Source organism: Candidatus Eisenbacteria bacterium (genome assembly GCA_005893305.1).
In the GTDB taxonomy this organism is placed as follows: Bacteria; Eisenbacteria; RBG-16-71-46; order SZUA-252; family SZUA-252; genus WS-9.
The window spans coordinates 196222-222076 of the sequence record VBOZ01000010.1 but is presented as its reverse complement, the minus strand read 5'-3'; the positions used below and the strand labels follow the sequence as shown (position 1 = coordinate 222076).

The following is a 25855-nucleotide window of genomic DNA, read 5'->3' as shown; positions in this document are numbered from 1 at the left end:
TGCCGCCGGGCCCTCTCTACGGCAACACCGCGAGCCTTCGCGAGAGGCTCATCCCGCCGGCCTCGAGGCGGTAGAAGTAGACGCCGCCGGCCAAACCGGCGGTGGGGATTGGCGCGGAGTAAGCGCCCGGGCCCAGCGTCTCATCCACGGCGGTCCTTACGAGACGGCCGCTCACGTCGAAGAGGCGCATCACGACCCTGCCGCGGGAAGGAACCACGAAGCGCACGCTCGTGAGATCGGCGCCGGGATTCGGCATGCTCTGCCCCAACGAGAATTGGAGCGGGCCGCCCGAGCCGTCGACGACTTGAACCCCTGATGTTCCCAGCCATCCGATGTCGGCGAAGAGCTGCACCGTGAGGTCCGGGTCGGACGAGAGCGAGGTGTTGATCGCCGGCTCCATGAGCAGGTTCGGCTCGGCGGAGACATCCCAGTGGGATACCGATGAGCCCGCGGCGTACGGGAGCGGCGCGTACATCTTGACTCGCCCCGACACATGCGTGCCCGCTTTCTTCGTCGGATCCTGGATCAGCGTGGCGTTCATGCCGGTCAGGTTCGCCTTGAGCAACACCCCGTCGGACTGGCTGATCCGCACCGAGGGGATCGTGATCGTCGGATCGCTCCCACCCAGCCCGGCCGGCGGGCAGCCGGCGACGCTGTCCGCGACGATGACGCCGATCGCTCCGGCATTCTGGGCATTCTTGACCTTGACCACGAACGTGCAGCCGCCGCGATCGAGGAGCACGATCTTGCCGGCCACGACGTTGATGAGCGGCTCACAGGCGTTCGTCAGAACGCCCGTGCCGTCGTTCGCCAGCACGACGTCCCCGGTCACCCCGTTCGAGCTCAAGGGCGGCCCGAACGAGGCCGTGCCGACATCGTAGTCGCCCACGGCCGCGGCGGGACTGTTCACGTGCAGGGTTGGTTTCGGCCCCAGGAGCCGCGCGGCTCCGGCCGTCGTGGCGGCGCCATCCCAGACCAGGTTTCCGCAGCTCGTGGCGGACGCGGCCCGCTGCGCCTGGTTCATCTGGTTCCAGTGAAGCCCGGTGGCCGGGTTGAAGAGGAAGAAGTCCCAGACGTGCGGGAAGCTGTTCAGGTAGAGGCCCGTCTGCCCATTGGTCGTGGTGCTGAATCCCAGCCCGTGGCCGATCTCATGGAGCACGACGGGTAGCAGCTCGATTTGCGTCCCTTCGTTCCCGTCGATGCCGTAGTACCAGCCTGGGGTGAGGCAGGTCGACGTCCCGACGCTCGAGTTGAAATTGGCATTGATGTCGGCCTGTGGGTCGAGATCGGAGCCGGTCAGCTTGTTCGCCAAGGCCTGGTGATACCAGGCCCCGGCGATGAGCGCCCCCGGGAAATCGCGATGTACGGTGGTGGGGCCGGCGCTTCCCAGCACGCCGCTCGACGCGTCGCAGGGCGTCAGCGGGCCGAACTGTGCGCTCACCCGGATCTCGACGTTGCTCCGAAGAATGCTCGCCCAGATCCCCGCCGCCGTCTGGAACACATAGAGACGCTGCGCGCCGACGGTGGTGCCGGGATTTCCCCCGACGGGCGTCGCGGGCGTAGTGTCGTTGAAACCCTCGCCGGCGCCGTCGGCATTCACGATCGTGATGGTCGCGGCGGAGGCGGCGGGCGGAGCAAGGGGACCATTCGGCAGGAGGGCGCCAAGCAAGGTCAGGACGGCCAAGACTGAGGGTGGCGCGATCGCGTTCGGGAAGATTCGGCGGGCCATCGCGCTCACCTCTCTTCCAGCGCCGGAGCGGCAGGCGCGGGGGCCGAGCTCTTGACGGCGCGCTTGGCATTCTCCTCGCCGTCGACGCACCGGAATATCAGCTTTCCGTCGGGGCCGACGCGAACCGTCGCGTACTCCTGGAACCGGCCCTGGAGATCGACGCTGACCGAGCCGTCCGCGTGATGAACATCCAACAGTCCCGCGGTTGAATGGTCGACTTCATACTGCGGCGAGTCGGAGAGCGCTTTCAATTGCTCGGGAGTGGGCATCCCCAGCTCTCCCGTTTCCGGATCGATACCGACCACCATCCCGGCTGTGGCAGGGCGTTCCAGGGGCGCGTGGGCATGGGGCGCGTGCCCTCTCGCGGGCGCGGCTCTACCGATCGCTGCGGCCGGCGCCACGGCAAGCCGCGCGGCAGGCGCCGCCTTGGCGTCGGAGCGCTCGTGGGTGTTGCTCGGGACCGCCAGGAGGATCCCCGCGATCAGGAGTGGGGCGGCGGCAGCCCCGGCGCGGGAAAGGGTCGAGAGAGCGATCATCGCGGAGCCTCCTCTGGGGACAAGGAACTCAAAGGAACTCAATGGGTGGGGCTCAGGTCGGGATTATCCGACTGCGCCTCCGACATGGCAAGCGGCACCCGAGGCGGTGGCTACGAAGGCGCGATTTCGGGCCGATGCAATGGCGGGCTGTGGCCGATAATCCCTTCATGGCCCGTCCCAGCATTCGAACAATCGCGATTCTTGTCTGTCTGCTTCCAGTCACGCTGACCGGCTGCGGGGCCTCCGCCCAGCGCGCGCACCGCGCGGATACCGACGCGAAGGTCGGATACGCATCCTTTTACGCGCACCGATTTCATGGGCGCGCGACGGCGTACGGGGAAACCTACGATGAAAACGCCCTGACCGCCGCTCACCGGTTCCTCCCGCTCGGGACCCGGGTCCGGGTGACCAACCTGGCGAACGGGCGGAGCGTGGTCCTCCGCATCAACGATCGTGGCCCATGGGCCAAGAATCGCCTGATCGACGTCTCTTACGCCGCGGCCCAAGAGCTTCGCTTCGTCCGACAGGGCCTGGCCCGCGTGCGCGTCGAGGTCGTAGCGCAGGCGGACTGACCGGCCGCCAAGAATGAAAGACGCCCGCACGATGCTCTGCGCGGGCGTCCGACTCTCAGCCGCGATGCCGGCTCGTCATCAGGCTACGGCAACTCCCGCCACGACAGGTTCGAAATGCTGCCGCCGTACTTGGAGACGTACTGCGAAATGGCGTCGTAGCTATACAGAATGGTGGCGCCACCGTTGAACTTGGTTTCGGTCTGCCCCTTGACGATCAGGGAGCCGAGGACCCACGCGCTACCGTTCAGCTTCACGTCGCCTTCCACGTAGATGAGGCCGCGCCACGTGAATGTATTGTTCATCGTCAAGTCGCCGTCGACGTAGAGGAGACCGGATCCCGTCCCGTTCACGGTGAAGTTGCCCGAAGCGTTCTGGGTGACGCCGTCATTGTCGAGGTAGGTGTTGGCGTTCAGGTTGCCCGGGACGCTGCTCTGCGCCGGTCCGGTCAGCGTGAAGAACTGGGCCTGCGACAAGCCCAGGGCATCCCACGGTCCGGTGTAGAAACCCGGCTGAGCGCTCTGCTCCGGCGGGTTACCGTCACGGTTGGCGCCTCCACCGCTGTTGACGTTGCCTCCCGACCAGATTCCGGTCAGATCGTTCGATCCGACCTCCCAGTGCTGCAGCGCGGGGTTCTCGTTGCAGCCGCCGACACCCGCGCGGCCGTTGTCCCCCGTGTTGGCGGGGGTTTCGACGCGGTGGTTATACCCGCAGGCCCAGGCGTTTCCCGTGAACTTCACCCCGACGTTGCTGGCAAGCGCGCCCTTGATGTTCAGGTTGAACGGCTGCGACACGATGTCGACTTGGAGGGTGCGCTTGGCCTGTCCCGCGATGCCGGTCGAGGTGACCTCGTAGATCGGCATCCCGGTCAACGTATTGATCGGGAAGCTCTTGTTCACGTCGTACTTGTAGATCGACGATCGCGCGCCATCCGTCTTGTACTGGACGGTGAGCGTGTTGGCGGTGCGTGTCTGGGTGCTGTAATTGAGCCAGTTGCCGCCGGGTTGGGCGGTGGCCAGCCCGGTCGAGTCGGTGCCGAGGACCGGCACGCTTCCGCCGTTGACCAGGAAGATCTTCGTGACCATCTTCGGATTGTTGTTGGTGGGAACCTCGCCGGATTTGATCCGCGCCACCGCCTCGGCGACTCCCGCCTCGGCAATGTCGAGCGCCTTCGCCCGCTGCTGGTCGGCCCCCGAGAGGCGCGTGTTCACGATCGATGTCGTCACCAGCGCCGCCGAAACGGTGACCAGCACGAGGAGCACCATCAACGCGATGACCAGGGCGGCACCGCGTTCGTCTGAAGTTTGCCGCATGGAGCCGAACATGCCGTCCTCCTAGCGAATGAAGACTATGAGAGCACCGGTCGTCGCGCCCGTCTTGACGCCTGCCGCGAAATCGGTCAGGTAGGGGGGCGAAGGCGTTACCGGATTCACGCCGTAGTTGAAGTTGTTCTTCGCAAGCGCCGCGACGAAATTCTTGATCGCGCCGGCGGAAGGATCGGAGCCGTTGTTGGTCAGGGTACCGACGTCCAAGGGGTAGATGAGCACGCCGCCCCCGTAGCCGTTTTCGTCCTGACGCCAGCCCATCGCGAGGTCGTTATACGATGTGCCGCCGAAATCGCCCGCGGTGAGGGCGGTGACGATGCCCGGCGCGGCGATCGTCTTCCTGGTGAAGAAGTCGACGCTCGAACCGACGGTATCGTTTCGGAAGTAGATGAGGTCGCCCGAATTGGTGCCGGTCTGCGTGCCGACCACGATGTCGATCTTCCCGTCGCGGTTCACATCGACACAAGCCACCGACGTCGCGGCCTCGTTATTCCCGAGCGGCTCGTCGAAGACGCACGTGAACCGGTTGCCGTTCGTATTGCCTATATTCCGGAAGACCAAGAGCTCGCCGGTCCAGTTCCCGGTCTTGGTCGCTACGACGAGGTCCCTGCGGCCGTCGTTGTCCACGTCCGCGAGCTGCATTGCGGCAACCTCCCCCAGGGTGTTCAAGGGGATCGACCCGGCCGTGGGATAGATTTCCTGGCGGGTGAACGTGGGGGTCGCGGCCTCGCTGTTTTGCCAGACCTCGATCGAGCCGCGGCCCGAGATCGTGGACCGGGTGCCGACGATGATGTCGGGATGGGCTCCTCCTGCGCAATCCATCGTAAGCACGGAGGTCACATCGCCGACGTCCTGGGTCCAGTAGTTTTGGCCCGTGCTGAACGTCGGCGGGAAGAAGCCTTCGTTCCCGCTTGTATTCTGATTGAACCACACGAAGAAGTTCCCGGTGGCTCCGGCCTTGGTTCCGGTGACGAGGTCCGGCCGCGAGCTGGGCGCGTTCGTGTCCAGCGTGTCAATCGCCATCGCGATCACGGATTGCGGGGCGTTCCGCGTGTATCCGGTCGGAGTAATGGGAGAGGCGCTGTAGAGCGGCGTCGAGTTGTACTGGTTGAACCATACGGATATGTTGTCCGTCCCACCGGCGTCAGCTCCGAGCACAAGGTCGGCGTCGCCGTGCGCCGTGGCGGTGTTCGTCCCGGTCCAGTCGTGCTCTTGAAGATCGACGCTCGCGAGGCTCAGCACGCGGCTCGCATCGAGCGAGATGATCTGGTAGGCGGCCATACCGAAATTCTTCCCGCTCAGCGTCTGCCCGGCATTGACGAGCAATGGCCCCAATGAGGTCGCGCTCGACGAGAAGAACCCAGGCGGCGGGATGACCGTGACGTAGTAGGGGTTGGTGCCCGGCGGGTTGTTGGAGGGCACGGTGATGGAGTAGTTGCCGCTCGCGTCGGTATAGGCGTACCCCTGCGTGACCGAGCCGCCTCCCGACACCACGTTCACGTACACGTTCTGGATCCCGGGCTCGCCGGCGTCGGCGGTTCCGTTCCGATTGTCGTCGCGGTACACCTTGCCGTTGACGTACCCGGGCGGCGTATCCGTCAGGGCGAAGTTCACGATGACGGAGTCGCCCGGAAGCATCGTCCCCGAGTACGGGTTCGTCGTGGTGCAGGTCAAGCTGTCCGGGACAGTCAGCGTCGCCGTGAACGCGCCGCTCTTGACGAACTGGCGGGCCACGCCGTTCGCGTCCGTGACCGCCACCGGGCTGCCTCCGCTCACGGTGACCTCGAGCCCGGAAAGACCGACCTCGGCACCATCCTTGACTTGGTTGCTGTTCAGGTCCTTGAACACCTTGCTGACCACATAGCCGCCGGCCAGAGCGGTGTCCGCGAATGAGCGCGTGACAGCCGGCCCGATCGTGACCACGAAGCTGTCGGGAACATTGAAGTTCCCGAAGGCCGAGGCGGGGGTGTGTTTCAGCGAGTACGTACCGGCGGGTGCGCGCAGCAAGAAGTAGCCGGCCGCGTTCGTGACCGTGCTGTAGACCTGACCCAGGCGGACCGCCACGTTGTCGATTCCCACGTCGGTCCCGTTCTTCACGTGATCCTTGTTCTTGTCCCAATAGACATAACCGTCCACGGCGTAGGTGTTCACGAGGAACGACGGCTTGTTACGGCCCACTTGAACTTGGGTACGAAGCGTCGTCCGCGCGTAGCGCTGCTGCTGATTCGGCTCGGGGCTCTCCGTCGTGACCTGCACGAGAACGCGGTCGATCTCTCCGAGCCGCGTCGACGGAACCGGGCCGCCGGCCCAATCCCACGGCGTGGCGCTGCCCTTGAAGTAGACGGTGAAAATGGCGGGCACGCCGGCGCCCGGAGCGCGGACCATCGCGAGCTTCTCAGGAGACCCACCGTTGTTGCCCAGGACACCGCCGGTCGAATCGCCGTACACCTGCCGTACCAGAACGTAGTCGTTCGGATTCTTGGTGCGCCTGGCGTCGGATGAGATCGTCATGGCGAGGTCGGCCGCGTTGATCACGCCGTCGTCATTGACGTCGAGCGTGTACCGCGTGACCTCGGCGCCGGTCCTATATTTGACGGGGGGCTCCCAGCTTGTTCCGTTGAGCGGCCCGGGGCGAGGGTTACCGGAGGGCTGGTAGGCTTGCGGCTCCCCGCGCTTCACTTGGGTCGTGTCCGGATACGGGTCCTTGTTCGAGCAGATGAGCACCTGCGTGCTGTCGATGTACGCGATCCCGGGCTGAGGCGCGGATGGGTAGGCCAGGTCGGCCTCGTAGCCGGCGCTCCGCAGGTCGTCCGCGATCCAATCCATCGCCGCCGTCGCAACCTGGGCGGATTCGATTTCGTTCGTCGTGGTCGTCTTGCTGCGCATTGCCCCCATGATGATCGTGATGAGCGCACCCGTGACGATGGCGAGGATGATGATCGTCACGAGGGTTTCGGTCAGCGTGAAGCCTCGGTCTTTCGGTGCTGGAACTCCCCGAGGGCGCAGGGACGGCGTCGGCGCGGTCATATTCATCTCCTGAAATAGGTAGTTGTCGTCGTGGTGTCGCTTCCCTGCATTTGCCACGTGACGGTCACGGTGACACGTTTCAAATCGCTCAACGCCCCCACCAACGTGGTGACGTTGTAGTAGCGATGCCACTGATTGCTCGAACCCATGTTCTCCGTCGCCGTGCCCCCGGGGTGGCGGCCGTCGCTCAACGCCGCGTCGGTCCAGGGGAGCGCCATCAGCTCCTCTACCTTCTCGCGCGAATAGTAGGTACCGGTCGTAAGCATCTTCGCCTCGATCTGGCTCCCGGTAATCGACGGGAACACCTTCGCGACCGCGACGATGCCGATGGCCAGCACGGTCATCGCCACGAGGGTCTCCAAGAGCGTCACGCCCTGTTCGGGGTTCCTCTTCATCGAGAGAGTCCGCCGTTCCTGTCTCATCGCATGAACACCATGCCCGACTTCTGGACGAAGAGGGTGTCGCGCTGCCCGTCCTCGCGGACGAGCTCGATATCGAGTGGGGCCGACGCGCGGCCGTCTTTGTCCAGGTCCACGCTCACGAGAGCGGACCCCCAGGCGTAGGTAATGCCATTGGGGAGGGTCCAGCCCGACTTGATCGGGCCGGTGTCGTCGTGCACGTGGTAGTCGTAGCCGTTGAAGCTCTTGTAGAGATGAAAGCGTTGCGTCCGGCCGGTCATGATCGCGGTCGCCCGCGCGAGCCGGATCTGGCTCGCGATGTTCGACGCCGCGCCCCTCAGTTCCTGGGACCGCCGGTAGGTGAGATAGGAAGGAACGCCGATCGCGAACATGATCCCCATGATCGTGACCACGACCACCAGCTCGACGAGCGAGAAGCCTCGACTGTTGCGTTCCGACACCGTGCCTCCGTGGAAACTGACTAGCCGGGGCGCCGCGCACGACCGTGCGTTTGCACCGGCAGGTGGCTCAAATCGACCTAACTTCTGTTCCCTATTGCGTCCCTATGAGAAGCAGCAAGGCATGTGCCATCCCGTTAGTGACGATTTTGCAAAGGGACTTACGAGCGCCGGACGCACTCGCCGCACACCCCGAATCACGGTGACTGGCTAAGGTATCGGCAGTGCTACCCGTTCGGCCGCATGGTATTGGGAAGTGTTTTGCCGGTTGGAGCGGGGAGGCGGCGAAGATCTAGTGTGAGGCGGCGATTTTGGCTCGATCGAGCCAGGGGCTACCGAATTTCAACCCAGTCCGATCATTCTGCGCGGATGGTGTTACGCGCGCGCTACCGGGCGGGGCGTGCATCCTGCAATCCGCGCGGCGCCGCGCCCGAGGTCACCCGCGGGCCGGCCGATCGGCGGGCGCAGATGCCTCGCGCTTCAGGGCCTCGTACGCCTCCCGCTCCGCGGCGCTCGGATTCTCCGGGATCACGATCGTCGGGACCGCGTAAAAGTCGCCGCGGGCGCTGCCCTTTCGCGGCAGTCCTCGCCCGCGCAGGCGCAGGCGCCGGCCGCTCTGGGTTCCAGGGGGCACTTTGAGATTCACCGGCCCTTCTGGCGTCTCGATCCTGACCTCCGTGCCGAGCAGCGCCTGCCACGGCCAGAGCGGAAGATCCATCTCGATATCGTCGCCGGCGACCCGGTAGCGCGCGTCCGGCACCGGGCGCACGCGAAGGAAGAGATCCCCCGCCGGGCCGCCCCCTGCGCCCGGCTCGCCCTGGCCCGCCAGGCGGAGCACGGTTCCGTCGCGCACTCCGAGGGGGATGTCCACGTCGAGGCTGCGGTCGCCGTTCAGCGTGATGCGGCGCTTGCCGCCGCGGAGCATCTCATCCAGCGTCAGCGGCAGCTCCGCCTCGACATCGCGCCCCGGCGTCGTAAACCGAACGCCGCCGCGTCCCGCGCCTCCCGCGCGTCCCGCGGAACCGCCGAAAATGGAATTGAAGAAGTCGCTGAACTGGCCGAAATCCTCCCACTCGGCCGGCCCGCCGGATCCAGCTGCGCTCCGCCCGGGGCTCGGCTCCTGCGCGAAATCCATCCCGCTCTTCCAGTTCTCTCCGAGGGCGTCATATTTGGCGCGCTTCTCCGGATCGCTCAGTACCTCGTAGGCCTCGTTGATCTCCTTGAAGCGTTCCGAGGCCTTGGCGCGCTGAGCCGGAGGCTGAAGGTCGGGATGGTGCTTCCGCGCAAGCTTCCGATAGGCGCGCTTGATCTCCTCGGGCTTCGCCGTGCGCGGCACGCCGAGCACCTCGTAGTAGTCCCGGAACTTCACTGGCACGGTCTCGGATCCTCAACGAGGGGTGGGATGGCAATCGCTACACCAAAGTATACGAAAGGAGCCGCCCACCGCCCAAGCCTGTCAACGCCAGTCCGTTCCGACCAAAACGCCTTGACTCCACCGCTCCCGGACTGAAGAATCTGAGGGGATGTCCCACCCGCCCCGAAAGCGCGCCGCCGCCGAGTGGACCGCCAAGCCGGCCCCGAAGGGGAAACCCGGCGGCCCGCGCCACGGTCCTTTCCGATTTCCCTGGTTCGGCCCGGTCGCCCTTGCCGTCCTGACCGCTCTGGTCTACGCGCGATCGTTCGCGGTGCCCATCCATGATTCGGACGACTACGTCTATTTCTTCCGGGACGCCCGCGTGGAGCATCTCTCGTGGGGAAATATCTGGCGCATCCTGACCGAGCCGTTCTTCGCGAACTTCCACCCGCTCACGACCCTGACCTTCGCGATCGATCGCGCGATATGGGGCACGTGGGTGCCCGGCTTTCATCTCACCCAGCTCGCCTTTTACCTGGGCGGAGTCCTGGGCCTCTATTTCCTCTTCTCGCGGATCTTGGAATGGCGCGCCGGCGCCTTCGTGGCGGCGGCGCTCTTCGCGACCCACACGATCCACGTGGAGTCGGTCGCCTGGCTGGCCTCGCGGAAGGACGTTGTCTGCCTGGTCTTCTACGCGTGGGCGCTCTACTCGTACACCCGCTACGCCGCCGCTTCGGAATTTCGTCTGGGGCCGTACGCGGTCACCTTCGTCCTCACGGCTGCCGCGATGCTCTCGAAGGGCTACGCGGTCGTCCTCCCGGCGACGTTCCTGGCCTACGACCTCTGCTTTACCGACGGCCTCACCCGCCGCCGGATCCTGGACAAGCTGCCGTTCCTCGCGCTGACCATCGCGACGATCTTACCGGGACAGCGCGCTCATCCAGACGGCGATGACCGGGGAACGACGAGTCGCCCTGCTGGCGAAGATCCTGGCGCTCTACGTCGGCCGCTCGCTCCTTCCGATCCAGCTCTCGGCGTTCTACACGATCGCGGGGCAGCCCATCGGCCCGATCGCCCTCGCGGGGATCATCGCGGCGCTTCTGCTTGCCGCGGGCTTCTTCTACCTGCGCCGGCGGATACCCGCCGCCGCTTTCGGGATCGCGCTCTTCCTGCTGCCTCTTGGAACCGTGATGAATCTGTTTTTCACGCTGCGGATCTGGATGGCCGACCGCTATCTCCTGTTCCCCACGATTGGATCCTCGTTGGCCCTCGTCGCGGTCGCGGCGCCCCTCTACGGGAGGCTGCGCGGGGCAGGCGCGAGAGCCGCCTCTCGGCCGCTACGGAACGCGATCGCCGTGGCGGCGGCGCTCGCGATCGGGCTCTATTCGTACCTGACCGTCATGCGGACCTCCCTCTGGACGAGCCGCGTTGAATTGTGGAGCGACGTCGTACGGAAGGCGCTCCATCTGGGCGGATCGGGACCGGTGACGTCGGGCGAGCTGGGTCTGGTGACGACCCTCCCCACAGCGGTCACCGGCCCGATCGTAAGCCTCACGCGGGCCTATGAGGCTGAGGGCAAGGAGGCCGAGGCGGGACGCATTTCCGCGATGCTGAGCCGGTCCGGCAGCGGCTCCACCGAGGAGAAGGAGCTGGCCTTGGCGCAGAAGGACATCGAGGCGGGGCGGCTCACGGAGGCGATACGGCGCCTCCAGCCGATCTCGGACGGCCGGTCGTGGATCGCGCCGATGGCGACGCTCTGGATCGGCGCGGCGGAGAGTCGAATGGGAAACGAGGAGGCTTCGCAGGCGACGTTCCAGCGCGCGATCGAGAAATACCGCCAGACCGGCCAGCCCGCGACGGATGCCCACTTTGCCATCGGCACCATCGAGCTCAACAAGGGGCGCTATGCGAAGGCCGCGGAGTGGTTCCGACTTGCCGAGAGCGAGTCGCCGCACGAGGCCAAGTCAGCGTTCTTCCTGGGGAGAGCCCTGGTGCAGGGCGGAAACCCCGCGGAGGCGATGCAGCTCTTCAAGCGGATCGCCGCGGGCGAGCTTCCCATCCTCTCGGGTAGCCAATTCACGATGCCCGACGTATTCGTCCAGCTGGGCGTGGCGGCGCAGAAGCTGGGCCACAACCAGGAGGCGATCGGCTACTGGGAGGAGGCCCTACGCCGCGCGCCGGACCACCCGGAGCGGCAGGCGATCCTCGCCGGGATCGCGTCCCTCCGCGGCGCTCCCGCGCACTGAGGTCTCAGCCGAGACCTGGCTCTATCGCACCGTCAGGCTGAAGCGAAACGTGCGATCGGGGAAGTTCCGCTCCCACGAGCGCCGGTACTCGAGCTTCACGGTTTCCCGTCCCGTCCCGACCGTGCGGAAGCGCCAAGTCTCGTTGCCGCCGCTCAGGATCTTCCCGGACTTGCTCGTGTTGCGAGCGTAGACGGACTTTCCATCCTGCTTCACCACGGCGCCGATATCCTCACCCAGCGACCAGCTGAATCCGGACGAGTGATTGGAATCCAGCTTCACGACGATCACCTCGCCTTGCCTGACGTCGAACGACCTGCCGTTGTCGGACATGGTGAGGACGCCCGGATGCGTGAAGTGGAGGTTTGAGGCTTTCTCATGCGAGGTCTCGGCCTTCGCGCTCGACGACTTCGTGCTTGAGGACTTCGTGCTCGAGGTCTTGGCGCTCGAGGACTTCGTGCTCGAGGACGCCAATTTCGCGCTCTCCTTCTTGGATGTCGCGGTCTTCCCCGCGGGCTTAGCGCTGGCGTTCTTGACCTTCGCGCTCGTGCTCGATCGCCCCTCCTTCGAGGCCGCGGCCTTCTGCCCCTTCTGGCAGCCGGACATTGCCGCGAACAGGATGGCGAGGATGAGGATGCGGGAAGTCCATTTCACCTTGATCCTCCTTTGGTTGATTCCATTCGAGCCGCCTCCCCAAGCGCATCGATAGCCGCCCGGAGCTGCTCGTCGGCAATATAGGGCGCGGGCCCCACCCGGAGCAAGTCGCCTCGGTAGTCGGTCAGGACGCCCCGATCGTGCAATCCCTTGTAAAGCTCACGGGCATACGGACTCCGGAGCGAGAGAAATCCCCCGATCTTCTCGAGCGGAACCGAGCGATCCCGGTCGACGACGCCTGGATCGAGGCCGAGCGAGTCGAAGCGCTCGGCCAAGAGTCCGACCTGGTGGCGGCTCACTCCACGCAGAAGCTCCGGCGTCAGCCCCTGCTCCTCGAAGAAATCGAAGACGCGGGCGGCGCGATAGTGGCTCGTGGGATCGTACGTCGCGCCCGCCCACCGCGCCGGCCCGGCGCCGTAGGGGGTCCGGCCGCCCGGGCGCTCCGAGAGCCGCGCGAACTCGCTGAACCAGCCCGTGAGAACCGGACGGAGATTCTCCCCGTGCGGCGGAACGCGCAGGTAGGCGTTCCCTTCTCCGAGCTGGCAATACTTGTAGCCGCCCCCGACTACGAACGCGTCTTGAAGGCCCTCCCCCTTCAACGAGAACGGAACGATGTTCAGGTGGTGGTAGGCGTCGACCATCAGCTCGGCGCCCGCCTTGCGGCAGGCTTCGAGCACGCTGCTGAGGCCGGGCACGATGTGCGCGTTCCCGAACAGCACGGATGACGCGAGAACCGCGGCCGTCTTCAAGTTCACGGCCGCGCGCAGCCGCTCCGCGATGGAGTCGGCGGGGGCGGAGGCGACCTTCACGACCTCGATGACGCCCTCTTCCGCCAGGCGATCGAGTTGCCGGCGGAGCGCGTGGAACTCCCCGTCGGTGGTCACGAGGCGCGGCCGCTCCCGAAGCGGCAGGGCCGACAGGAAGCGGGTTAAAAGCTCGTGTGTGTTCTGCCCGAGAGCGATCTCGCCCTCGGCGGCCCCGAGGAGCCGCGCGTAGCCGCGCCGCACCCGGCTCGCCTTCTCCCCGGCCCGCGACCACTTGTCGTCGACCTGCTCGGCGGCCTCGACCCAAGCATCGATCTGTCCCTCGAACGCGACGTCGGGCCACGCCTGATGCGAATGCCCCGTGAGGAGGATGCGCTCCGTGACCCGGAATCGCGAGTAGTGCGCGGCGAGAGGGTTGGGGCTCTTTACGAGGTCCGCGAGTGTGGGCATGCGCCGCGCTCCTAGAGATCCGTCCGGATCGCCCAGAGGTCGGGAAAGAACGGCTTGTTGAGCGTGGTCATCAGATACTCCGCCCCCTGGGACCCACCCGTTCCGTGCTTCGTTCCGATCGTGCGCTGGACCATCTTCACGTGGCGGTAGCGCCATTCCTGGAATCCCTCGTCGAGGTCCACGAGCCGCTCGCAGAGCGAGGCCACGGTCGAATCGCGCCGGTAGACGTCGATGAGGACGGGCCGGAGCTCGGGGTCGGAGGGAATGGGCTCGCGCACGTCGCGCTTCAGGAGGGCGGGCGGGACCTTGTATCCCGACGCTCCGAGGAAGCGGAGGAACGCGTCCCACAGGGTGGGCTCTGCGAGACGGCCCTCCAGGCGGCGCCGGGCCGGGCTTTCCTTCGGATAACGCTCGAGCGCGGCGGCGTTCTTCATGCCGAGCACGAACTCGAGCTCCCGAAATTGGAACGATTGGAACCCGCTCCCCGACTCGAGCCGCTCCCGGAACGAGAGGAACTCGAGCGGGGTCATGGTCTCGAGCACGTCGATCTGGGCGACCACCACCTTCAGGATCGTGAGCACGCGCTTCAGGGTATGAAGGGCGCGGGGCGTGTCGCGCTTCTCCAGAAGCACCTTGAGATAGTCGATCTCGTGCAACAGCTCCTTGAACCAGAGCTCGTAGACCTGATGGATGACGATGAAGAGCGTCTCGTCGTGCTCGGGTCCGTCCGAGATCGGCTGTTGGAGCGAGAGGAGCTCGTCGAGCTTCAGGTAGCTGGAGTAGGTGACCGGCATCGGCATGCTCCTCAGGTGAATCGCGGCTTGTAGGTGTTGAGCGACTCGTACGGGTCGGGCCAGCGCAGGGGATATCCCAGCTCGTGGGCCGCGTGGCGCGTCCAATACGGGTCCCACAGGTGGGCGCGCGCCAGGAGACAGAGATCGGCGCGCCCCGCCGCGAGAATCGTGTTCACGTCCGCGTACGACGAGATATTGCCGACAGCCATGGTCGCGATCCCCACCTCGTGGCGAATCCGGTCGGCGAACGGAGTCTGGAAGAGCCGCCCGTATACCGGCCGCTGGTCCGGCACCGTCTGTCCCGCCGAGACGTCGATGATGTCGCAGCCGTGCGCCTTCAGCATCCGAGCGACCCCCACCGCGTCCTCCGGCCCGTGGCCGCCAGGGTACCAGTCGACGGCGGAGATGCGCGCCGACATCGGCCGTTCCTTGGGCCATGCGGCCCGGACCGCGTCGAAGATCTCGAGCGGAAAGCGCATGCGGTTCTCGAGCGGGCCTCCGTACGCGTCGTTTCGCCGGTTCGTGAGCGGCGAGATGAAGCTTGCGAGGAGGTAGCCGTGCGCCATGTGGATCTCGAGCATGTCGAAGCCGGCCTCCATCGCGAGCCGGGTCGCGCGGGCGTAGTCGGCGATCGCGGCGTCCATGTCGCCGCGCGTCATCTCCTTGGGTACCTGGCTGTGCGGATAGTAGGCGATCGCGGAGGGCGCGACGATGGGCCAGTTTCCCCCGGGGAGCGGCTCGTTGTCCCCCTCCCAGGAGCGCCGGGTCGACGCCTTCCGCCCGGCGTGTCCGAGCTGGATCGCGATCTTGGCCGGGGTCGTCCCGTGAACGAACTTCACGATGCGCCCCCACGCCGCCGCGTGCTCCGGCTTGTAGAGCCCGGTGCAGCCGGGCGAGATCCGTCCCTCGGAGCTCACGTTGGTCATCTCCGCGAAGACCAGCCCCGCGCCCCCCATCGCGCGGGAACCCAGATGCACGAGGTGCCAATCATTCGGGGTGCCGTCCTCCGCCGAGTACTGGCACATGGGAGAGACCACGACGCGGTTCGGGAGCACGAGGTCGCGCAGCCGGAACGGGGTGAAGAGCGGTGGTGGCGGGGCGGGCGCGGCGGAGGCGGCGATCGCGTGCCCAGCGAGAGCGGGTGCGGGCAGTGGAGCGCCCGACTGCCGGGCTGCCTGCCCCGCGAACCAGCCGTCCACGCGGGCGACGAACTTGGGGTCGCGCGCCTTCAAATTTTGATGCGTTACCCGGAGGCTTCGGGTCAACAAAGCGAACGAGAACTGGAGCGGATCCAGCTCCATGTAGCGCTCGGTGTCCTCGAACCACTGGAGGCTGGCCTGCGCCGCGCGCTGGAGGCTCTCCACGGCCGGACGCCTCGCCGTCTCATAGGCGTCGAGGGCCGCCGGGAGATCCCGGTGCGCTCCAATCGCTTCTACCAGCGCGATGGAATCCTCCATCGCCAGCTTGGTTCCGGAGCCGACCGAGAAGTGGGCCGTGTGGGCGGCGTCTCCGAGAAGCACGACGTTCTCGTGACGCCACCGCTCGTTTCGAATCGTGGGAAAGCTCCGCCAGATCGAGCGATTGGAGAGCAGCCGATGCCCCTGGAGCTCATCGGCGAAGAGCCGCTCGCAAAGGGCGATGGTCTCCTGCTCGGTCGCGCGCTCCATCCCGGCGGCGCGCCACGTCTCCTCGCGGGCCTCGACGATGAAGGTCGAGTGCGTGCGGTCGTACTGGTAGGCGTGGACCCGCCAGAGGCCGTGGGGGTCGTGCTTGAAATAGAAGGTGAAGGCCGGAAACGGCTTCGTCGTGCCGAACCACGCGAACCGGTTCGGCCGCACGTCCACGGCCGGCCGGAATTGATCGCGGTAGCGCTCCCGCACGACGGAGTTGGCCCCGTCGGCGGCGAGGACGAGGTCTGCGCCGCGCACCTCTTCCGGGTCTACGATCTCGCGCTCGAAGCAGAGACGCACGCCCAGGGCCCGGCACCGGTCTGCCAGGATCTTGAGGAGCGCCTTCCGCGACAGGCCGGAGAAGCCGTGCCCGGTGGACGTGAGCGTGGTGCCGCGGTAGTGGATCTCGATGTCGTCCCAGCGGTGGCTCGCCGCCGCCATGGCGGAGACGGTCTCCCGATCCCCGTGCGCCAGGGCCTCCTCGGTGGCGTCCGAGAAGACGACGCCGAAGCCGAAGGTGTCGTCGAGGCGGTTCCGCTCGTAGACCTCGACCTCGTGGCGCGGGTCGAGCTTCTTGAGGAGGATCGCGAAGAAGAGGCCGGCGGGTCCGCCCCCGACGCTCACGACCCTCACGACTCCCCGTCCTGCGTGATCTGGCCCGCGATGACGAGGTGCTGGATCTCGGTCGTCCCTTCGTAGATCCGAAGCGCGCGGACGGCGCGATAGAGCCGATCGACGGGGTGCGACGCCAGGACGCCGGCGCCGCCCAGGATCTGGACCGCGTCGTCGACGATGCGCTGCGCCGCTTCGGTGGCGAACGCCTTCGCCATCGCGGCTTCCAGCGTGACGCGCTCGGCTCCCCCGTCCGCGGCCCAGGCGGCGCGGTAGACGAGGAGGCGCGCGGCCGAGAGATCCGTCGCCATCCGGGCCAATTTCTCCTGGACGAGCTGGAATTCGGCGAGCGGCTTTCCGAATTGCCGGCGGCCCCGCGCGTGATCCAGCGCCTCGTGCAGCGCCCGTGCCGCCATGCCGCAGGCCGCGGCGCCCACCGTCGCCCGCAGGCGATCGAGCGTCTTCAGGCCGAGCGCGAACCCACGCCCCTCCTCGCCGAGCCGGTTCGAGGCGGGTACACGGCAATCCTCGAACGCGATCTCCCCGAGCGGATGCGGGGCCGACATGACCTGGGGTCCCACGAACCGGAGTCCGGGAGAATCGGCGGGCACGACGAAGCAGGAGATCCCCTTCCCGCCCGCCGCCGGGTCGGTGGACGCGAACGTGACGTAGAAATCCGCGATCCCGGCGTTCGAGATGAAGGCCTTCGCGCCGTTCAGGATGTAGCTCTGGCCGTCCCGCCGCGCCACCGTCGCGATCGCCGCGATGTCCGACCCCGCCTCCCGCTCCGTCATGGCGAAGGCGGCCATCGCGCCGCCGGCCACGGCGTCCGCGACCCACCGCTCCCGCATCGTGGCGTTGTCCGCGAGGAGAATCGGCACGGTCCCGAGACCCTGGAGCGCGAAGACCGCGTCCGCGAGCGGGGAGGCGGCGGCCAGCGCCTCGCGGACGAGGGAGCAGCTCCGCCAGTCCTGACGCCGGATCGGCTCGAGCCATCCGCCGGCGCCGAGCCGGGCCAGGATGGCGCGCGCGTCCCGCCTCGCCGCGGCGTCGTCGACCGGCGGGAGCAGGGGCGCGAGCTCCTTCGACGCGAACGTGCCGATTTCCCTGGCGAAGGCAGCGTGCCGGTCCTCGAGGAAGGCGCGGATCGGCCGCGGGTCGGGGATCTTCATCAGCGGAACTTCGGCTCCCGTTTCGCGCGGAAGGCTTCGTACGCTTCGCGGAAGTTGGCGTGCTCCATCAGCTCGGCCTGCGCGTCGGCCTCGAAGCGAAGCGCTTCCTCCAGACTGAGTGTGGCCTCGAGGTCGAGGGCCCGCTTCGTGACGGCGAGGGCCGGCGAGGGGCCGCGCGCGAGCTTCTCGGCGAGCGCGACCGCTTCGGGGAACACCTGCTCCTGGGCGACGACGCGCTGGTAGAGCCCGATCTCATAGGCGCGCTTCGCGTCGATGAAGTCGCCGGTCATCAAGAGCTCCGTCGCGCGGCCCAGCCCCACGAGGCGCGGGAGGAGCCAGGAGGCGCCCATGTCGGCGCCCGAAAGCCCTACGCGCACGAAGAGGAAGGCGATCTTCGCCGACTCCGCCGCGACGCGCATGTCGCAGGCGGCCGCGATCACCGCCCCGGCGCCGGCCACCGTGCCGTTGAGCGCCGCGACCACCGGGCGGCCCACGCGGCGGATATTTCGGATGAGATCGCAGGTCATCGTCGTGAATTCGCGGAGACCCGCCCGGTCCCGCGCGAAGAGCGCCCCGATAATATCCTCCACGTCCCCGCCCGAGCAGAACGCGCGGCCCGCGCCGGTGAGCACGATCGCGCGCACGCCGGGCTCGGTGTCGAGCGCCGCGAAGGTGTCCCGGAGCTCGGCATAGACCTCGAACGTGAGCGCGTTGAGGCGCTCGGGGCGATTGAGGGTGATCGTCGCGACACCGGTCGGGGCATCCAGCTTGTAGAGGAACGATCGAGGCGAGAGCGGCACCCTACCGGCTTCCCGTGAGGACCGCGGTGGCCTCGATCTCGACGACCGCTCCGCGATCGACGAGCCCTTTGACCTCGAGCATCGCGACGGCGGGATAGTGGTTTCCCATCCGCGCGCGCCACGCCTCGCCGAGCGGCTTCGTGCTCGCGCGGTAGGCCGAGAGATCGGTCACGTAGATCGTGACCCGCGCGACGTCGACCGCCTGGCCTCCCGCGTCCCGCACGACCAGGAGCACCTTGTCGAGCGCCCGCGCGAACTGCTCCACGAAGCCCGGCGCCTCTCCCGGCGCGCCGGTCTCCCATCCGGACTGGCCCGCGACGAAGAGGAGACGCCCCCCGTTCGGGGCGAGGAGCCCGTTGTTCCAGCCCCTCGGCTCGCCCAGTTCTCGAGGATTGAAGATCTCGAATGTCACGGGGTGCGGACGCCCCCACGGAGCAGGATCGCCTGGCCGGTCACGCCGCCCGTGTCCTCCATGCAGAGCGCGAGGACCGATGCCGCCACCTCTTCCGGGGTGATGAGGCGATCCTGGCCCGTCGTCGCGAGGACCGCGGCGAGCGCCATATCGTGCGAGAGGCCGGCGCGGGATTCGACGATCGCGAGCGTGCGGTCGGTCATCTGGGTGTCCACGTAGCCGGGGCAGATAGCGTTCGCGGTGACCCCGGACGACGCGAGCTCGACCGCGATCGAGCGCGTGAATCCCACGACGGCGTGCTTCGCCGCGCTGTAGTGCGCGATGTACTTGGCGCCCTCGAGCCCGGCGACCGACGCGACGTTGACCACGCGGCCCCACCGCCGCTCCACCATGGCGGGCGTGAACTCGCGGGTGACAAGAAACGTGGCCGTGGCGTTCGCGAGGAGCATCCGGTTCCATTCCTCGAGCGTGGTCTTGTGGAGGGGCGCGGAGGCCGAGGCTCCCGCGTTGTTCACGAGAATGTCGACCGCGCCGAGGTGGTACCGGGCCGCCTCCCCCAGGCGCTTGACGCTCTCCTCATCGGTCACGTCGTAGGCGACGGCGTGCGCGCGTCCTCCGCGCTCGCGCAGCGCTGCGGCGACCTTCTCGACGTCACCGGCCGTTCTCGCGGCGACGACCACTTGGGCTCCCGCTTCCGCCAAGGCACGCGCGACGGCGGCGCCGATCCCGCGTCCGCCGCCGGTCACCACCGCGCCGCGCCCGTCGAGCGGGCCCGACGTCACGCGGCCCTCCCAGGGGCGAGGGCGCCCAGGACCGCCTCGGCCAGGACCGCTCCGAGCGTCTCGACGCTCGACCGCCCTTCCTCGACCGTCGCATCGGCCGGCCAGCCGAAATAGGCGCGCGGGCCTCCCGCTTCCTCGAACGTGCGCTTTCCGTCCCGGATCGCGTGGGAGAGAGAGGCCGGATTCGCCGGCAGGGCTCTCCGCACGTCGTCCCGCACCAGCTCGGGGCGGGCGGCGAGGACGATCGAGCCCTCGTACCGCCCGGCGTGGCACGCCCCGCCCTTGAACTCCTCGGTCAGCCTTGATACCCATGGCTTCTGGGTGATGTCGGGGCAGACCACCGGGAGGAGACCCTCCTTGCGGGCGGTGAGGTCCGCGGCCGCGAGCGCGTCCCGGTGCGCCGGATCGAGATGGGCGTTGGCGATGGCCAGCGCGGCGAAGCCTTGGCGGGTCAGCTCCCTCGCCAGATCCAGCAACAGCGCGGTCACCGTCGAGGGCGTCACCGAGAGGGTCCCCGCAAAGCCGGCGCCGAACGGAGCGGCGGTGAACGGAAGCGGCGGCAGGATCACGACCGACTTGCCCTGGGCCGCGATGCGCGCCGCCCCGGACCCGGCCATGGCCTGGGCGATGATGACGTCCGTCCCGAGCGGAAGATGGGGTCCGTGCGCTTCGATCGCCCCCACCGGGAGGATGGCCACCGTCCGGCTACGGTCGAGGTCCCGTGCCTCTTCCCACGTCATCTCGGCCAGCTCGCGGATCGCCATCGTCCAGATCTCCCGTCAGTCCGGTGTTGCTACCCGCCCGGCGGGCGTACATCATGGGGCGGCGCCCCTTCAACTTATCATGACCTACGAGCCGCCGGAACGCTTGAACATCGCCGACTATTTCCTCGACGCCCGCGTCCGGGAGGGCCGTGGCGCGCGCGCCGCCCTCCACACGGATGCCGGGACGCATTCCTATTCCGCCGTCCAGTCGCTGGCCAACCGCTTCGGCCGCGCGCTCCACGCGGCCGGGGTCGAGCCGGAGCACCGGGTGGTGATCGCCCTGCCGGACGGCGTGGAGTACGTCGGGGCGCTCTTCGGGACGCTCAAGGCCGGCGCGGTGGTCGTGATGGTGAATCCGGCGCTCCCCGGACCCGAGATCGAGTACATCCTGGCGTATTCGAGAGCGCGCGTCGTCGTGACCCACCGCGAGACCGCGGCCGCGTTTCGAGCCGCCGCCCGCGATGGGGCCTCGGTGAAGGCGATCCTTGCCGTGGGCGAGGAGGAGCTCGACCGGTGCCTGGCCGGCGCGCCGCCCTCCCTCGAGGCGCATCCGTCCCACCGCGACGACCCCGCGATCTGGCTCTTTTCGGGAGGCACGACGGGACGCCCCAAAGCGGTGGTCCAGACGCACCGCTCGTTCGCCAACACCACCGAGTGCTACGCGAAGGGCGTCATCGGCTACACGGAGACCGACATCACGCTCTCGGTGCCCAAGCTCTACTTCGGCTATGCGACCGGCTCGAACCTCTTCTTCCCGTTCTCGGCGGGCGGGGCGGCCGCCCTCTTCCCCGAGCCGCCGAGCGCGGAGGTTCTCTTCGAGCGGATCCGGAAATTTCGCCCCACCGTTCTGATCAACGTGCCGACCATGATCCACAAGATGGCCTCGCACCCGGACGCCACGAAGCAGGACCTGTCCTCGATCCGGATCTGCACCTCGGCGGGAGAGGCGCTCCCGGTCGAGCTTCATGAGCGTTGGAGAAAGACATTCGGCGTCGAGCTCCTGGACGGGCTCGGCACGGCCGAGATGTGGCACATTTTCATCTCGAATCGGCCGGGCGCGGCACGACCCGGGACCCTGGGCACGGTCGTGCCGGGGTTCGAGGTGAAGGTGTGCGACGACGAGGGGCGGGAGCTCGAGGCAGGCGAGACCGGGTGGCTCTGGGTGCGCGGCGACTCGCGCGCCATAGGCTACTGGCAGCAGATGGAGGCCACGGCGCGTGCCTTCCGGGGCGAGTGGTACGTCTCCGGCGATCTCATCCGGAAGGACGCCGACGGCTATGTGACCTACTGCGGCCGCGGGGACGAAATGCTCAAGGTGTCCGGAAAGTGGCTCGCGCCTCAAGAAGTCGAGGGATGCCTCCTCCAGCACCCGGAGGTGACCGAGGCGGCGGTCGTCGGCGCGACAGACCCGAACGGGCTCGTGAAGCCCCGCGCCTACGTGGTGCCTCGTGCCCGCCGTGCGGGCCTGGACGAGGAGCTCCGGGCGTTCGTGCGCGACCGGCTGGAGCCTTACAAGCATCCCCGCGAAGTGATCTTCGTGGAGACCCTCCCCCGGACCCACCTGGGCAAGGTGGACCGGGGCCGGTTGAGGCGGGAATGACCCCCACCGTATACTCTGCGCCGTGATCCATGGAAAGCGAGTCATCGTCGTCCTGCCCGCGTACAACGCGGCCCGGACCCTTCAAAAGACCTACTCCGAGCTTCCCCGAGAGGTGGTCGACGACGTGATCCTTGTCGACGACGCGAGCCAGGACGACACGTCCCGCCTCGCCCGGGAGCTCGGAATTATCCCGATCGTCCATCCCAAGAACCTGGGCTACGGCGGGAACCAGAAGACCTGCTACCGGAACGCGCTCCAGCGCGGCGCCGACGTCGTCATCATGGTGCACCCCGACTACCAGTACACGCCCGCGCTCGTGACCGCGATGGCGTCGATGGTGGCCATCGGCCTCTACGACGTCGTGCTGGGCTCGCGGATCCTCGGCGGGGGCGCGCTCCGCGGCGGGATGCCGCGGTACAAGTACATCGCGAATCGAGTGCTCACGCTCACCCAGAACGCCGTCACGGGCCGCAAGCTCTCCGAATATCACACCGGGTATCGGGCGTTCAGCCGCACCGTCCTCGAGACGCTCCCCCTCGATGAGAATTCGGACGATTTCGTGTTCGACAACGAGATGTTGGCGCAGGTGATCGCCTTCGACTACTCGATCGGCGAGGTGAGCTGCCCCACCCGGTACTTCGACGAGGCGTCGAGCATCTCGTTCCCGCGCGCCACGCGGTACGGGCTCGGCGTGCTCGGGGTTTGCTTGAAGCTCTGGCTCCACCGCGCCGGAATTCGGCGAATCCCGTTGTTCGAGCGGAACGGCCGCAGGCTCCAGATCGAACCCCTGGCCGCGGCGTCCGTCGAGGGCGCCAACCCGAAGACATAGCCCGCCGAATGCTCACCCGGCAGGAGCGCCGATTTCGGAGGCGGCGCCGGAGCGCCAGGCCGGCGCCGGAAGCACTGCGACCGGCCGAGAGCACGCCGCTTCTGCTCCAGGCGGCCGCCTTCCTTGCCGTGTTCGCGGCGGCCATCCTGGTAAATCTAAAGACGCTTCACTACGGGTTTCTCACGAGCTGGGACGATCCCACCTATGTCGTCGACAACCCGTGGATCCGCGGATTGTCGCGCGAGAATCTCATCTACGTATTCACGAAGCCCTACTTCGCGAACTATCTCCCGCTCCACCTCGTCTCGTACATGGTGGACTACACCCTCTGGGGCCTGAATCCGTTCGGATACCACCTCCAGTCGGTGCTCCTGAACGGCCTGAACGCGATCCTGGCCCTCTTCGTCACGCGGCGGCTCTTCGCCAATTTTCTTCTCGCGTTTCTCGCGGCGCTCCTCTTCGCCGTTCATCCTTCCCACGTGGAGGCGGTCGCCTGGATCTCGATCCGGAAGGATCTCCTCTCCACCGCCTTCCTTCTCTTGACGGTCCTCTTCTACCATCGCGCCACCGGCTCTCGATCGCTGGGACGCGGCGCCTACGCCGCCTCGATCGGCTGTTTCACGCTGGGCCTCCTCTCGAAGGTCAGCATCGTGGCCCTCCCGCTCTTCCTCCTCGTCCTGGATTGGTTCCCTCGGGCCGGCCGGCGGCGGATTCCCTGGAAGGCGGCGATCGCGAACAAGATTCCCTACGCGCTGATCGGCCTGGTGCTGGTGAGGATCAACACGCTCGTCCAGGTGAAGGCCAAGGCCGCCTACGCCCAGGATCCGATCCCCTACCTCATGGTCAAGGGACACGCGGTCTGGAACTACCTGGCGCTCCTGACCGGAATCCCGAGCGGGAGGCCTGTCTACGACACGCCCGAATTCGCGTCCGGCCTCGCCTCCGTGGCGGCGAACCTTGCGGGGATCCTCGTGCTCCCCGCGGTCCTCTGGATCGCCCATCGCCGGAGGTGGGATGCGCTGGGCCTGGGCGCGGGCTGGGTGCTGGCCCTTCTCCTGCCGGCGATCCTCTTCCCGCTCGTGACCTACATGGCGGACCGGTACCTCTACGGCCCGTCGCTTGGCTTCTGCTGGCTGCTCGCGGCGGGAATCGTGGCGGTGGGCCGTCGGATGGAATCCATTCGGTTGCGCGCGGGCGTCACGGCGATCCTGACCGCCCTGCCGCTCACGCTGTTCGCCTACAGGACGATCGAGTACGACCGCGCCTGGGCTGGATCGGAGCCGCTCTGGAAATACGCCATCGCCCGGAGCAAGGACTACCGCGTCCGGAACAACCTGGCCCAGGCCATGATGATCGAGAAGCGTTGGGCGGATGCCGAGCGGCTATACAGGCAGGCGTCGGCGGTCGAGAATATCGTCTCCCATCAAGGTCTCGCCGCGGTCTACTACGACACGCACCGGTACCCAGAGGCGCAGCGGGAGATCGAGAGGGCACTGGAGATCGCGCACAAACACGGGGCCGCCTACACCGACCTCACGGACGCGACGATGGAAGACCTGGCGGAGATCGAATACACGGCGGGGGCAATCTACTGGGTTCAGTCGCAGAATCAGAAGGCGATCGAGGCCTGGGAGGCGGCCCTGCGGGCCAACCCGCGCCACGCGGGCGCGGCCCAGTGGCTCAGGACGGCGCGCGGAGAGCCGGCGCCGGTGACGACGAAATAAAATGGGGCGCCGCGGCACGGCGCCCCGAGATCCTGCTTCCGCCCGCTTCGAAGGTCTCTACCGGAAGCTACGAAGCCTTCTTCCGCTCCAGGTCGAACTTGTGCACCTCGACCTTGTCTCCCATCTTGTGGCGCCACTCCTGGACCAGATGGTCCTTGTCCTTGAACGTGAGCGTCAGTCCCTCCATGTGACCGGCCGAGACGGCAGGCAAGTTCGTGATGTCGAACATCGTGAAGTTCAGCGACTTGGCGTCGCCCTCACCCCGCATCCGCGGCTGATTTCCCTCGGCGCAGTAGTGGGTCATCATCACCTTGTCGCCGTCCGGATGGTAGACCGACACCATGGAATGGTCCGTGCCCGGGTCCATCCGCTCGAGCAGCGCTGAGCCGCCGGCGACCAGCTCGTAGCTGACGACCGTCCCCTTCTCTCCCTTCCCCACCTCCCGCCATTCTCCGACCAAAGCTTTGAGCGCGTCGAACGAGGCCGGCGTCTTCACCGCGGGCATGTGCTCCTCGACGGCGAAGCACGGCGTCGCGGCGAGAACGAGAATCAATGCGAGCAGCTTCCTCATGGAATTTCCTCCCCTTTGGACCTTCGAGAGATTCACCATCCCCACCTCCTCAAGGCCGCGGATTCTACCACCGCCCTTGCCCCGGGCCCAGACGGCGCGTACGATTCCGTCATGCTCTCGCCGCTGATCGTCGAATCCGAGGAAGAGTTGAAATCGATCGTCCGATCCGCGAAGACGGTGGCCGTGGTCGGGATCAAGGACGGGACCGATCCCGACGCGCCCGCGTACCATATTCCGATGATATTGCAGTCGCGGGGGATACGGATCTTCCCCGTGAACCCCAAGTTCCAGACCGTGCTGGGGGAGCGGGTCTATCCCGATCTGGCCTCGGTCCCCGAGCGCGTCGATATTATCGACATATTTCGCCGGCCGGATGCGATCCCGGCCCTCGCGGATGAGATCCTCGCGCTCCCGCCGGAAAAGCGCCCCGCTGTGGTCTGGATGCAATCCGGAATCAAGAACGACGCCGCGGCCCAAACGCTCGCGGAGGCCGGCATCCGCGTCGTCCAGGATCATTGCCTCGGAGTCTATTCCGCTCGCTATCGCCTCCCTGCCCCGGAAACGACCCCCCGAAAATCCTGAATTGGCAGCAAGGATCGGATAGACGCTTCCACGCCT

At 67.2% G+C, this 25855-nt stretch carries 24 protein-coding genes; 7 read left to right on the top strand and 17 right to left on the bottom strand.

The window, feature by feature from the left end; genetic code table 11:
* Positions 1 to 16 precede the first annotated feature (16 nt).
* Both E6K79_04220 and E6K79_04215 read right to left on the bottom strand, forming a co-directional pair.
* Complete coding sequence (locus E6K79_04220) at positions 17 to 1729, bottom strand: peptidase (GenBank protein TMQ66072.1); 1713 nt, start codon at positions 1727 to 1729, stop codon at positions 17 to 19.
* A 5-nt stretch (positions 1730 to 1734) separates the two neighbouring features.
* A complete protein-coding gene (locus tag E6K79_04215; protein ID TMQ66071.1) occupies positions 1735 to 2265 on the bottom strand; it encodes a hypothetical protein in 531 nt (176 codons plus the stop codon).
* A 167-nt stretch (positions 2266 to 2432) separates the two neighbouring features.
* On the opposite strand from E6K79_04215, the gene E6K79_04210 reads away from it, so the two are divergent.
* Complete coding sequence (locus E6K79_04210; protein ID TMQ66070.1) at positions 2433 to 2837, top strand: septal ring lytic transglycosylase RlpA family protein; 405 nt, start codon at positions 2433 to 2435, stop codon at positions 2835 to 2837.
* Positions 2838 to 2920: 83 nt separating this feature from the next.
* On the opposite strand, the gene E6K79_04205 is transcribed toward E6K79_04210, so the two are convergent.
* The 5 genes from E6K79_04205 to E6K79_04185 all read right to left on the bottom strand — a co-directional run bounded on the left by E6K79_04205 (position 2921) and on the right by E6K79_04185 (position 9411).
* The gene (locus tag E6K79_04205; protein ID TMQ66069.1) at positions 2921 to 4159 is read right to left on the bottom strand and encodes a hypothetical protein; all 1239 of its coding nucleotides are present in this window, start codon (positions 4157 to 4159) and stop codon (positions 2921 to 2923) included.
* Positions 4160 to 4168: 9 nt separating this feature from the next.
* The gene (locus E6K79_04200; protein ID TMQ66068.1) at positions 4169 to 7243 is read right to left on the bottom strand and encodes a prepilin-type N-terminal cleavage/methylation domain-containing protein; all 3075 of its coding nucleotides are present in this window, start codon (positions 7241 to 7243) and stop codon (positions 4169 to 4171) included.
* Positions 7189 to 7608 (bottom strand): prepilin-type N-terminal cleavage/methylation domain-containing protein, encoded by a 420-nt coding sequence (locus E6K79_04195; GenBank protein ID TMQ66067.1) that lies wholly within the window; start codon positions 7606 to 7608, stop codon positions 7189 to 7191. Before E6K79_04195 ends, E6K79_04200 begins: the two co-directional genes overlap by 55 nt.
* Complete coding sequence (gene gspH / locus E6K79_04190; GenBank protein TMQ66066.1) at positions 7605 to 8045, bottom strand: type II secretion system protein GspH; 441 nt, start codon at positions 8043 to 8045, stop codon at positions 7605 to 7607. The genes E6K79_04195 and gspH overlap by 4 nt, the downstream gene beginning before the upstream one ends.
* A 433-nt stretch (positions 8046 to 8478) precedes the next feature.
* Positions 8479 to 9411, bottom strand: a complete 933-nt coding sequence (locus E6K79_04185) for a J domain-containing protein (GenBank protein TMQ66094.1) — start codon at positions 9409 to 9411, stop codon at positions 8479 to 8481.
* A 154-nt stretch (positions 9412 to 9565) separates the two neighbouring features.
* Here E6K79_04185 and E6K79_04180 point away from each other — a divergent pair, with 154 nt between their 5' ends.
* Positions 9566 to 10828 (top strand): glycosyltransferase family 39 protein, encoded by a 1263-nt coding sequence (locus E6K79_04180; protein ID TMQ66093.1) that lies wholly within the window; start codon positions 9566 to 9568, stop codon positions 10826 to 10828.
* Entirely contained in the window at positions 10347 to 11642 is a 1296-nt protein-coding gene (locus E6K79_04175; protein ID TMQ66065.1) for a tetratricopeptide repeat protein, read from the top strand. Before E6K79_04180 ends, E6K79_04175 begins: the two co-directional genes overlap by 482 nt.
* Positions 11643 to 11663: 21 nt before the next feature.
* Here E6K79_04175 and E6K79_04170 read toward each other — a convergent pair whose 3' ends face one another.
* Genes E6K79_04170 through E6K79_04130 form a run of 9 tightly spaced genes read right to left on the bottom strand, consistent with a single transcriptional unit; the run spans position 11664 to position 20513 of the window.
* A complete protein-coding gene (locus tag E6K79_04170) occupies positions 11664 to 12293 on the bottom strand; it encodes a hypothetical protein (GenBank protein ID TMQ66064.1) in 630 nt (209 codons plus the stop codon).
* Positions 12290 to 13507 carry a kynureninase gene (locus tag E6K79_04165; GenBank protein TMQ66063.1) on the bottom strand — a complete coding sequence of 406 codons (1218 nt, stop codon included), beginning with the start codon at positions 13505 to 13507 and terminating at the stop codon, positions 12290 to 12292. The genes E6K79_04170 and E6K79_04165 overlap by 4 nt, the downstream gene beginning before the upstream one ends.
* An 11-nt stretch (positions 13508 to 13518) precedes the next feature.
* The gene (locus E6K79_04160) at positions 13519 to 14307 is read right to left on the bottom strand and encodes a tryptophan 2,3-dioxygenase (GenBank protein ID TMQ66062.1); all 789 of its coding nucleotides are present in this window, start codon (positions 14305 to 14307) and stop codon (positions 13519 to 13521) included.
* A 5-nt stretch (positions 14308 to 14312) separates the two neighbouring features.
* Positions 14313 to 16604, bottom strand: a complete 2292-nt coding sequence (locus tag E6K79_04155; GenBank protein TMQ66061.1) for a bifunctional salicylyl-CoA 5-hydroxylase/oxidoreductase — start codon at positions 16602 to 16604, stop codon at positions 14313 to 14315.
* Entirely contained in the window at positions 16601 to 17755 is a 1155-nt protein-coding gene (locus E6K79_04150) for an acyl-CoA dehydrogenase (protein ID TMQ66060.1), read from the bottom strand. Before E6K79_04150 ends, E6K79_04155 begins: the two co-directional genes overlap by 4 nt.
* Positions 17755 to 18555, bottom strand: coding sequence for an enoyl-CoA hydratase family protein (locus tag E6K79_04145; GenBank protein ID TMQ66059.1), 801 nt, complete (start codon positions 18553 to 18555; stop codon positions 17755 to 17757). The genes E6K79_04150 and E6K79_04145 overlap by 1 nt, the downstream gene beginning before the upstream one ends.
* A gap of 1 nt (position 18556) precedes the next feature.
* The gene (locus tag E6K79_04140) at positions 18557 to 18967 is read right to left on the bottom strand and encodes a RidA family protein (protein ID TMQ66058.1); all 411 of its coding nucleotides are present in this window, start codon (positions 18965 to 18967) and stop codon (positions 18557 to 18559) included.
* The gene (locus tag E6K79_04135) at positions 18964 to 19749 is read right to left on the bottom strand and encodes an SDR family oxidoreductase (protein ID TMQ66057.1); all 786 of its coding nucleotides are present in this window, start codon (positions 19747 to 19749) and stop codon (positions 18964 to 18966) included. The genes E6K79_04140 and E6K79_04135 overlap by 4 nt, the downstream gene beginning before the upstream one ends.
* On the bottom strand, positions 19746 to 20513 hold the full coding sequence (locus E6K79_04130; GenBank protein ID TMQ66056.1) for a creatininase family protein: 768 nt from the start codon (positions 20511 to 20513) through the stop codon (positions 19746 to 19748). Before E6K79_04130 ends, E6K79_04135 begins: the two co-directional genes overlap by 4 nt.
* Here E6K79_04130 and E6K79_04125 point away from each other — a divergent pair.
* The 3 genes from E6K79_04125 to E6K79_04115 are packed head-to-tail and all read left to right on the top strand — an operon-like array spanning position 20377 to position 24666.
* Positions 20377 to 22113 (top strand): benzoate-CoA ligase family protein, encoded by a 1737-nt coding sequence (locus E6K79_04125; protein TMQ66055.1) that lies wholly within the window; start codon positions 20377 to 20379, stop codon positions 22111 to 22113. The genes E6K79_04130 and E6K79_04125 overlap by 137 nt on opposite strands.
* Before the next feature lie 22 nt (positions 22114 to 22135).
* Positions 22136 to 22942, top strand: coding sequence for a glycosyltransferase family 2 protein (locus E6K79_04120; GenBank protein TMQ66054.1), 807 nt, complete (start codon positions 22136 to 22138; stop codon positions 22940 to 22942).
* Between the two features lie 8 nt (positions 22943 to 22950).
* Complete coding sequence (locus E6K79_04115; GenBank protein ID TMQ66053.1) at positions 22951 to 24666, top strand: tetratricopeptide repeat protein; 1716 nt, start codon at positions 22951 to 22953, stop codon at positions 24664 to 24666.
* A gap of 67 nt (positions 24667 to 24733) precedes the next feature.
* Here the strand turns inward: E6K79_04115 and E6K79_04110 are convergent, their stop codons facing one another.
* The gene (locus tag E6K79_04110; GenBank protein TMQ66052.1) at positions 24734 to 25237 is read right to left on the bottom strand and encodes a hypothetical protein; all 504 of its coding nucleotides are present in this window, start codon (positions 25235 to 25237) and stop codon (positions 24734 to 24736) included.
* Positions 25238 to 25348: 111 nt separating this feature from the next.
* Between E6K79_04110 and E6K79_04105 the strand changes: the two genes are divergently transcribed.
* Positions 25349 to 25819 (top strand): CoA-binding protein, encoded by a 471-nt coding sequence (locus E6K79_04105; GenBank protein ID TMQ66051.1) that lies wholly within the window; start codon positions 25349 to 25351, stop codon positions 25817 to 25819.
* Positions 25820 to 25855: the final 36 nt, after the last annotated feature.

Bases quoted from the DNA above. Each gene is read 5' to 3' on its own strand.
- E6K79_04220 (TMQ66072.1), bottom strand. From the start codon at position 1,729: ATGGCCCGCCGAATCTTCCCGAACGCGATCGCGCCACCCTCAGTCTTG.
- E6K79_04215 (TMQ66071.1), bottom strand. From the start codon at position 2,265: ATGATCGCTCTCTCGACCCTTTCCCGCGCCGGGGCTGCCGCCGCCCCA.
- E6K79_04210 (TMQ66070.1), top strand. From the start codon at position 2,433: ATGGCCCGTCCCAGCATTCGAACAATCGCGATTCTTGTCTGTCTGCTT.
- E6K79_04205 (TMQ66069.1), bottom strand. From the start codon at position 4,159: ATGTTCGGCTCCATGCGGCAAACTTCAGACGAACGCGGTGCCGCCCTG.
- E6K79_04195 (TMQ66067.1), bottom strand. From the start codon at position 7,608: ATGAGACAGGAACGGCGGACTCTCTCGATGAAGAGGAACCCCGAACAG.
- E6K79_04180 (TMQ66093.1), top strand. From the start codon at position 9,566: ATGTCCCACCCGCCCCGAAAGCGCGCCGCCGCCGAGTGGACCGCCAAG.
- E6K79_04175 (TMQ66065.1), top strand. From the start codon at position 10,347: ATGACCGGGGAACGACGAGTCGCCCTGCTGGCGAAGATCCTGGCGCTC.
- E6K79_04165 (TMQ66063.1), bottom strand. From the start codon at position 13,507: ATGCCCACACTCGCGGACCTCGTAAAGAGCCCCAACCCTCTCGCCGCG.
- E6K79_04160 (TMQ66062.1), bottom strand. From the start codon at position 14,307: ATGCCGATGCCGGTCACCTACTCCAGCTACCTGAAGCTCGACGAGCTC.
- E6K79_04150 (TMQ66060.1), bottom strand. From the start codon at position 17,755: ATGAAGATCCCCGACCCGCGGCCGATCCGCGCCTTCCTCGAGGACCGG.
- E6K79_04125 (TMQ66055.1), top strand. From the start codon at position 20,377: ATGATGACGTCCGTCCCGAGCGGAAGATGGGGTCCGTGCGCTTCGATC.
- E6K79_04130 (TMQ66056.1), bottom strand. From the start codon at position 20,513: ATGGCGATCCGCGAGCTGGCCGAGATGACGTGGGAAGAGGCACGGGAC.
- E6K79_04115 (TMQ66053.1), top strand. From the start codon at position 22,951: ATGCTCACCCGGCAGGAGCGCCGATTTCGGAGGCGGCGCCGGAGCGCC.
- E6K79_04110 (TMQ66052.1), bottom strand. From the start codon at position 25,237: ATGAGGAAGCTGCTCGCATTGATTCTCGTTCTCGCCGCGACGCCGTGC.
- E6K79_04105 (TMQ66051.1), top strand. From the start codon at position 25,349: ATGCTCTCGCCGCTGATCGTCGAATCCGAGGAAGAGTTGAAATCGATC.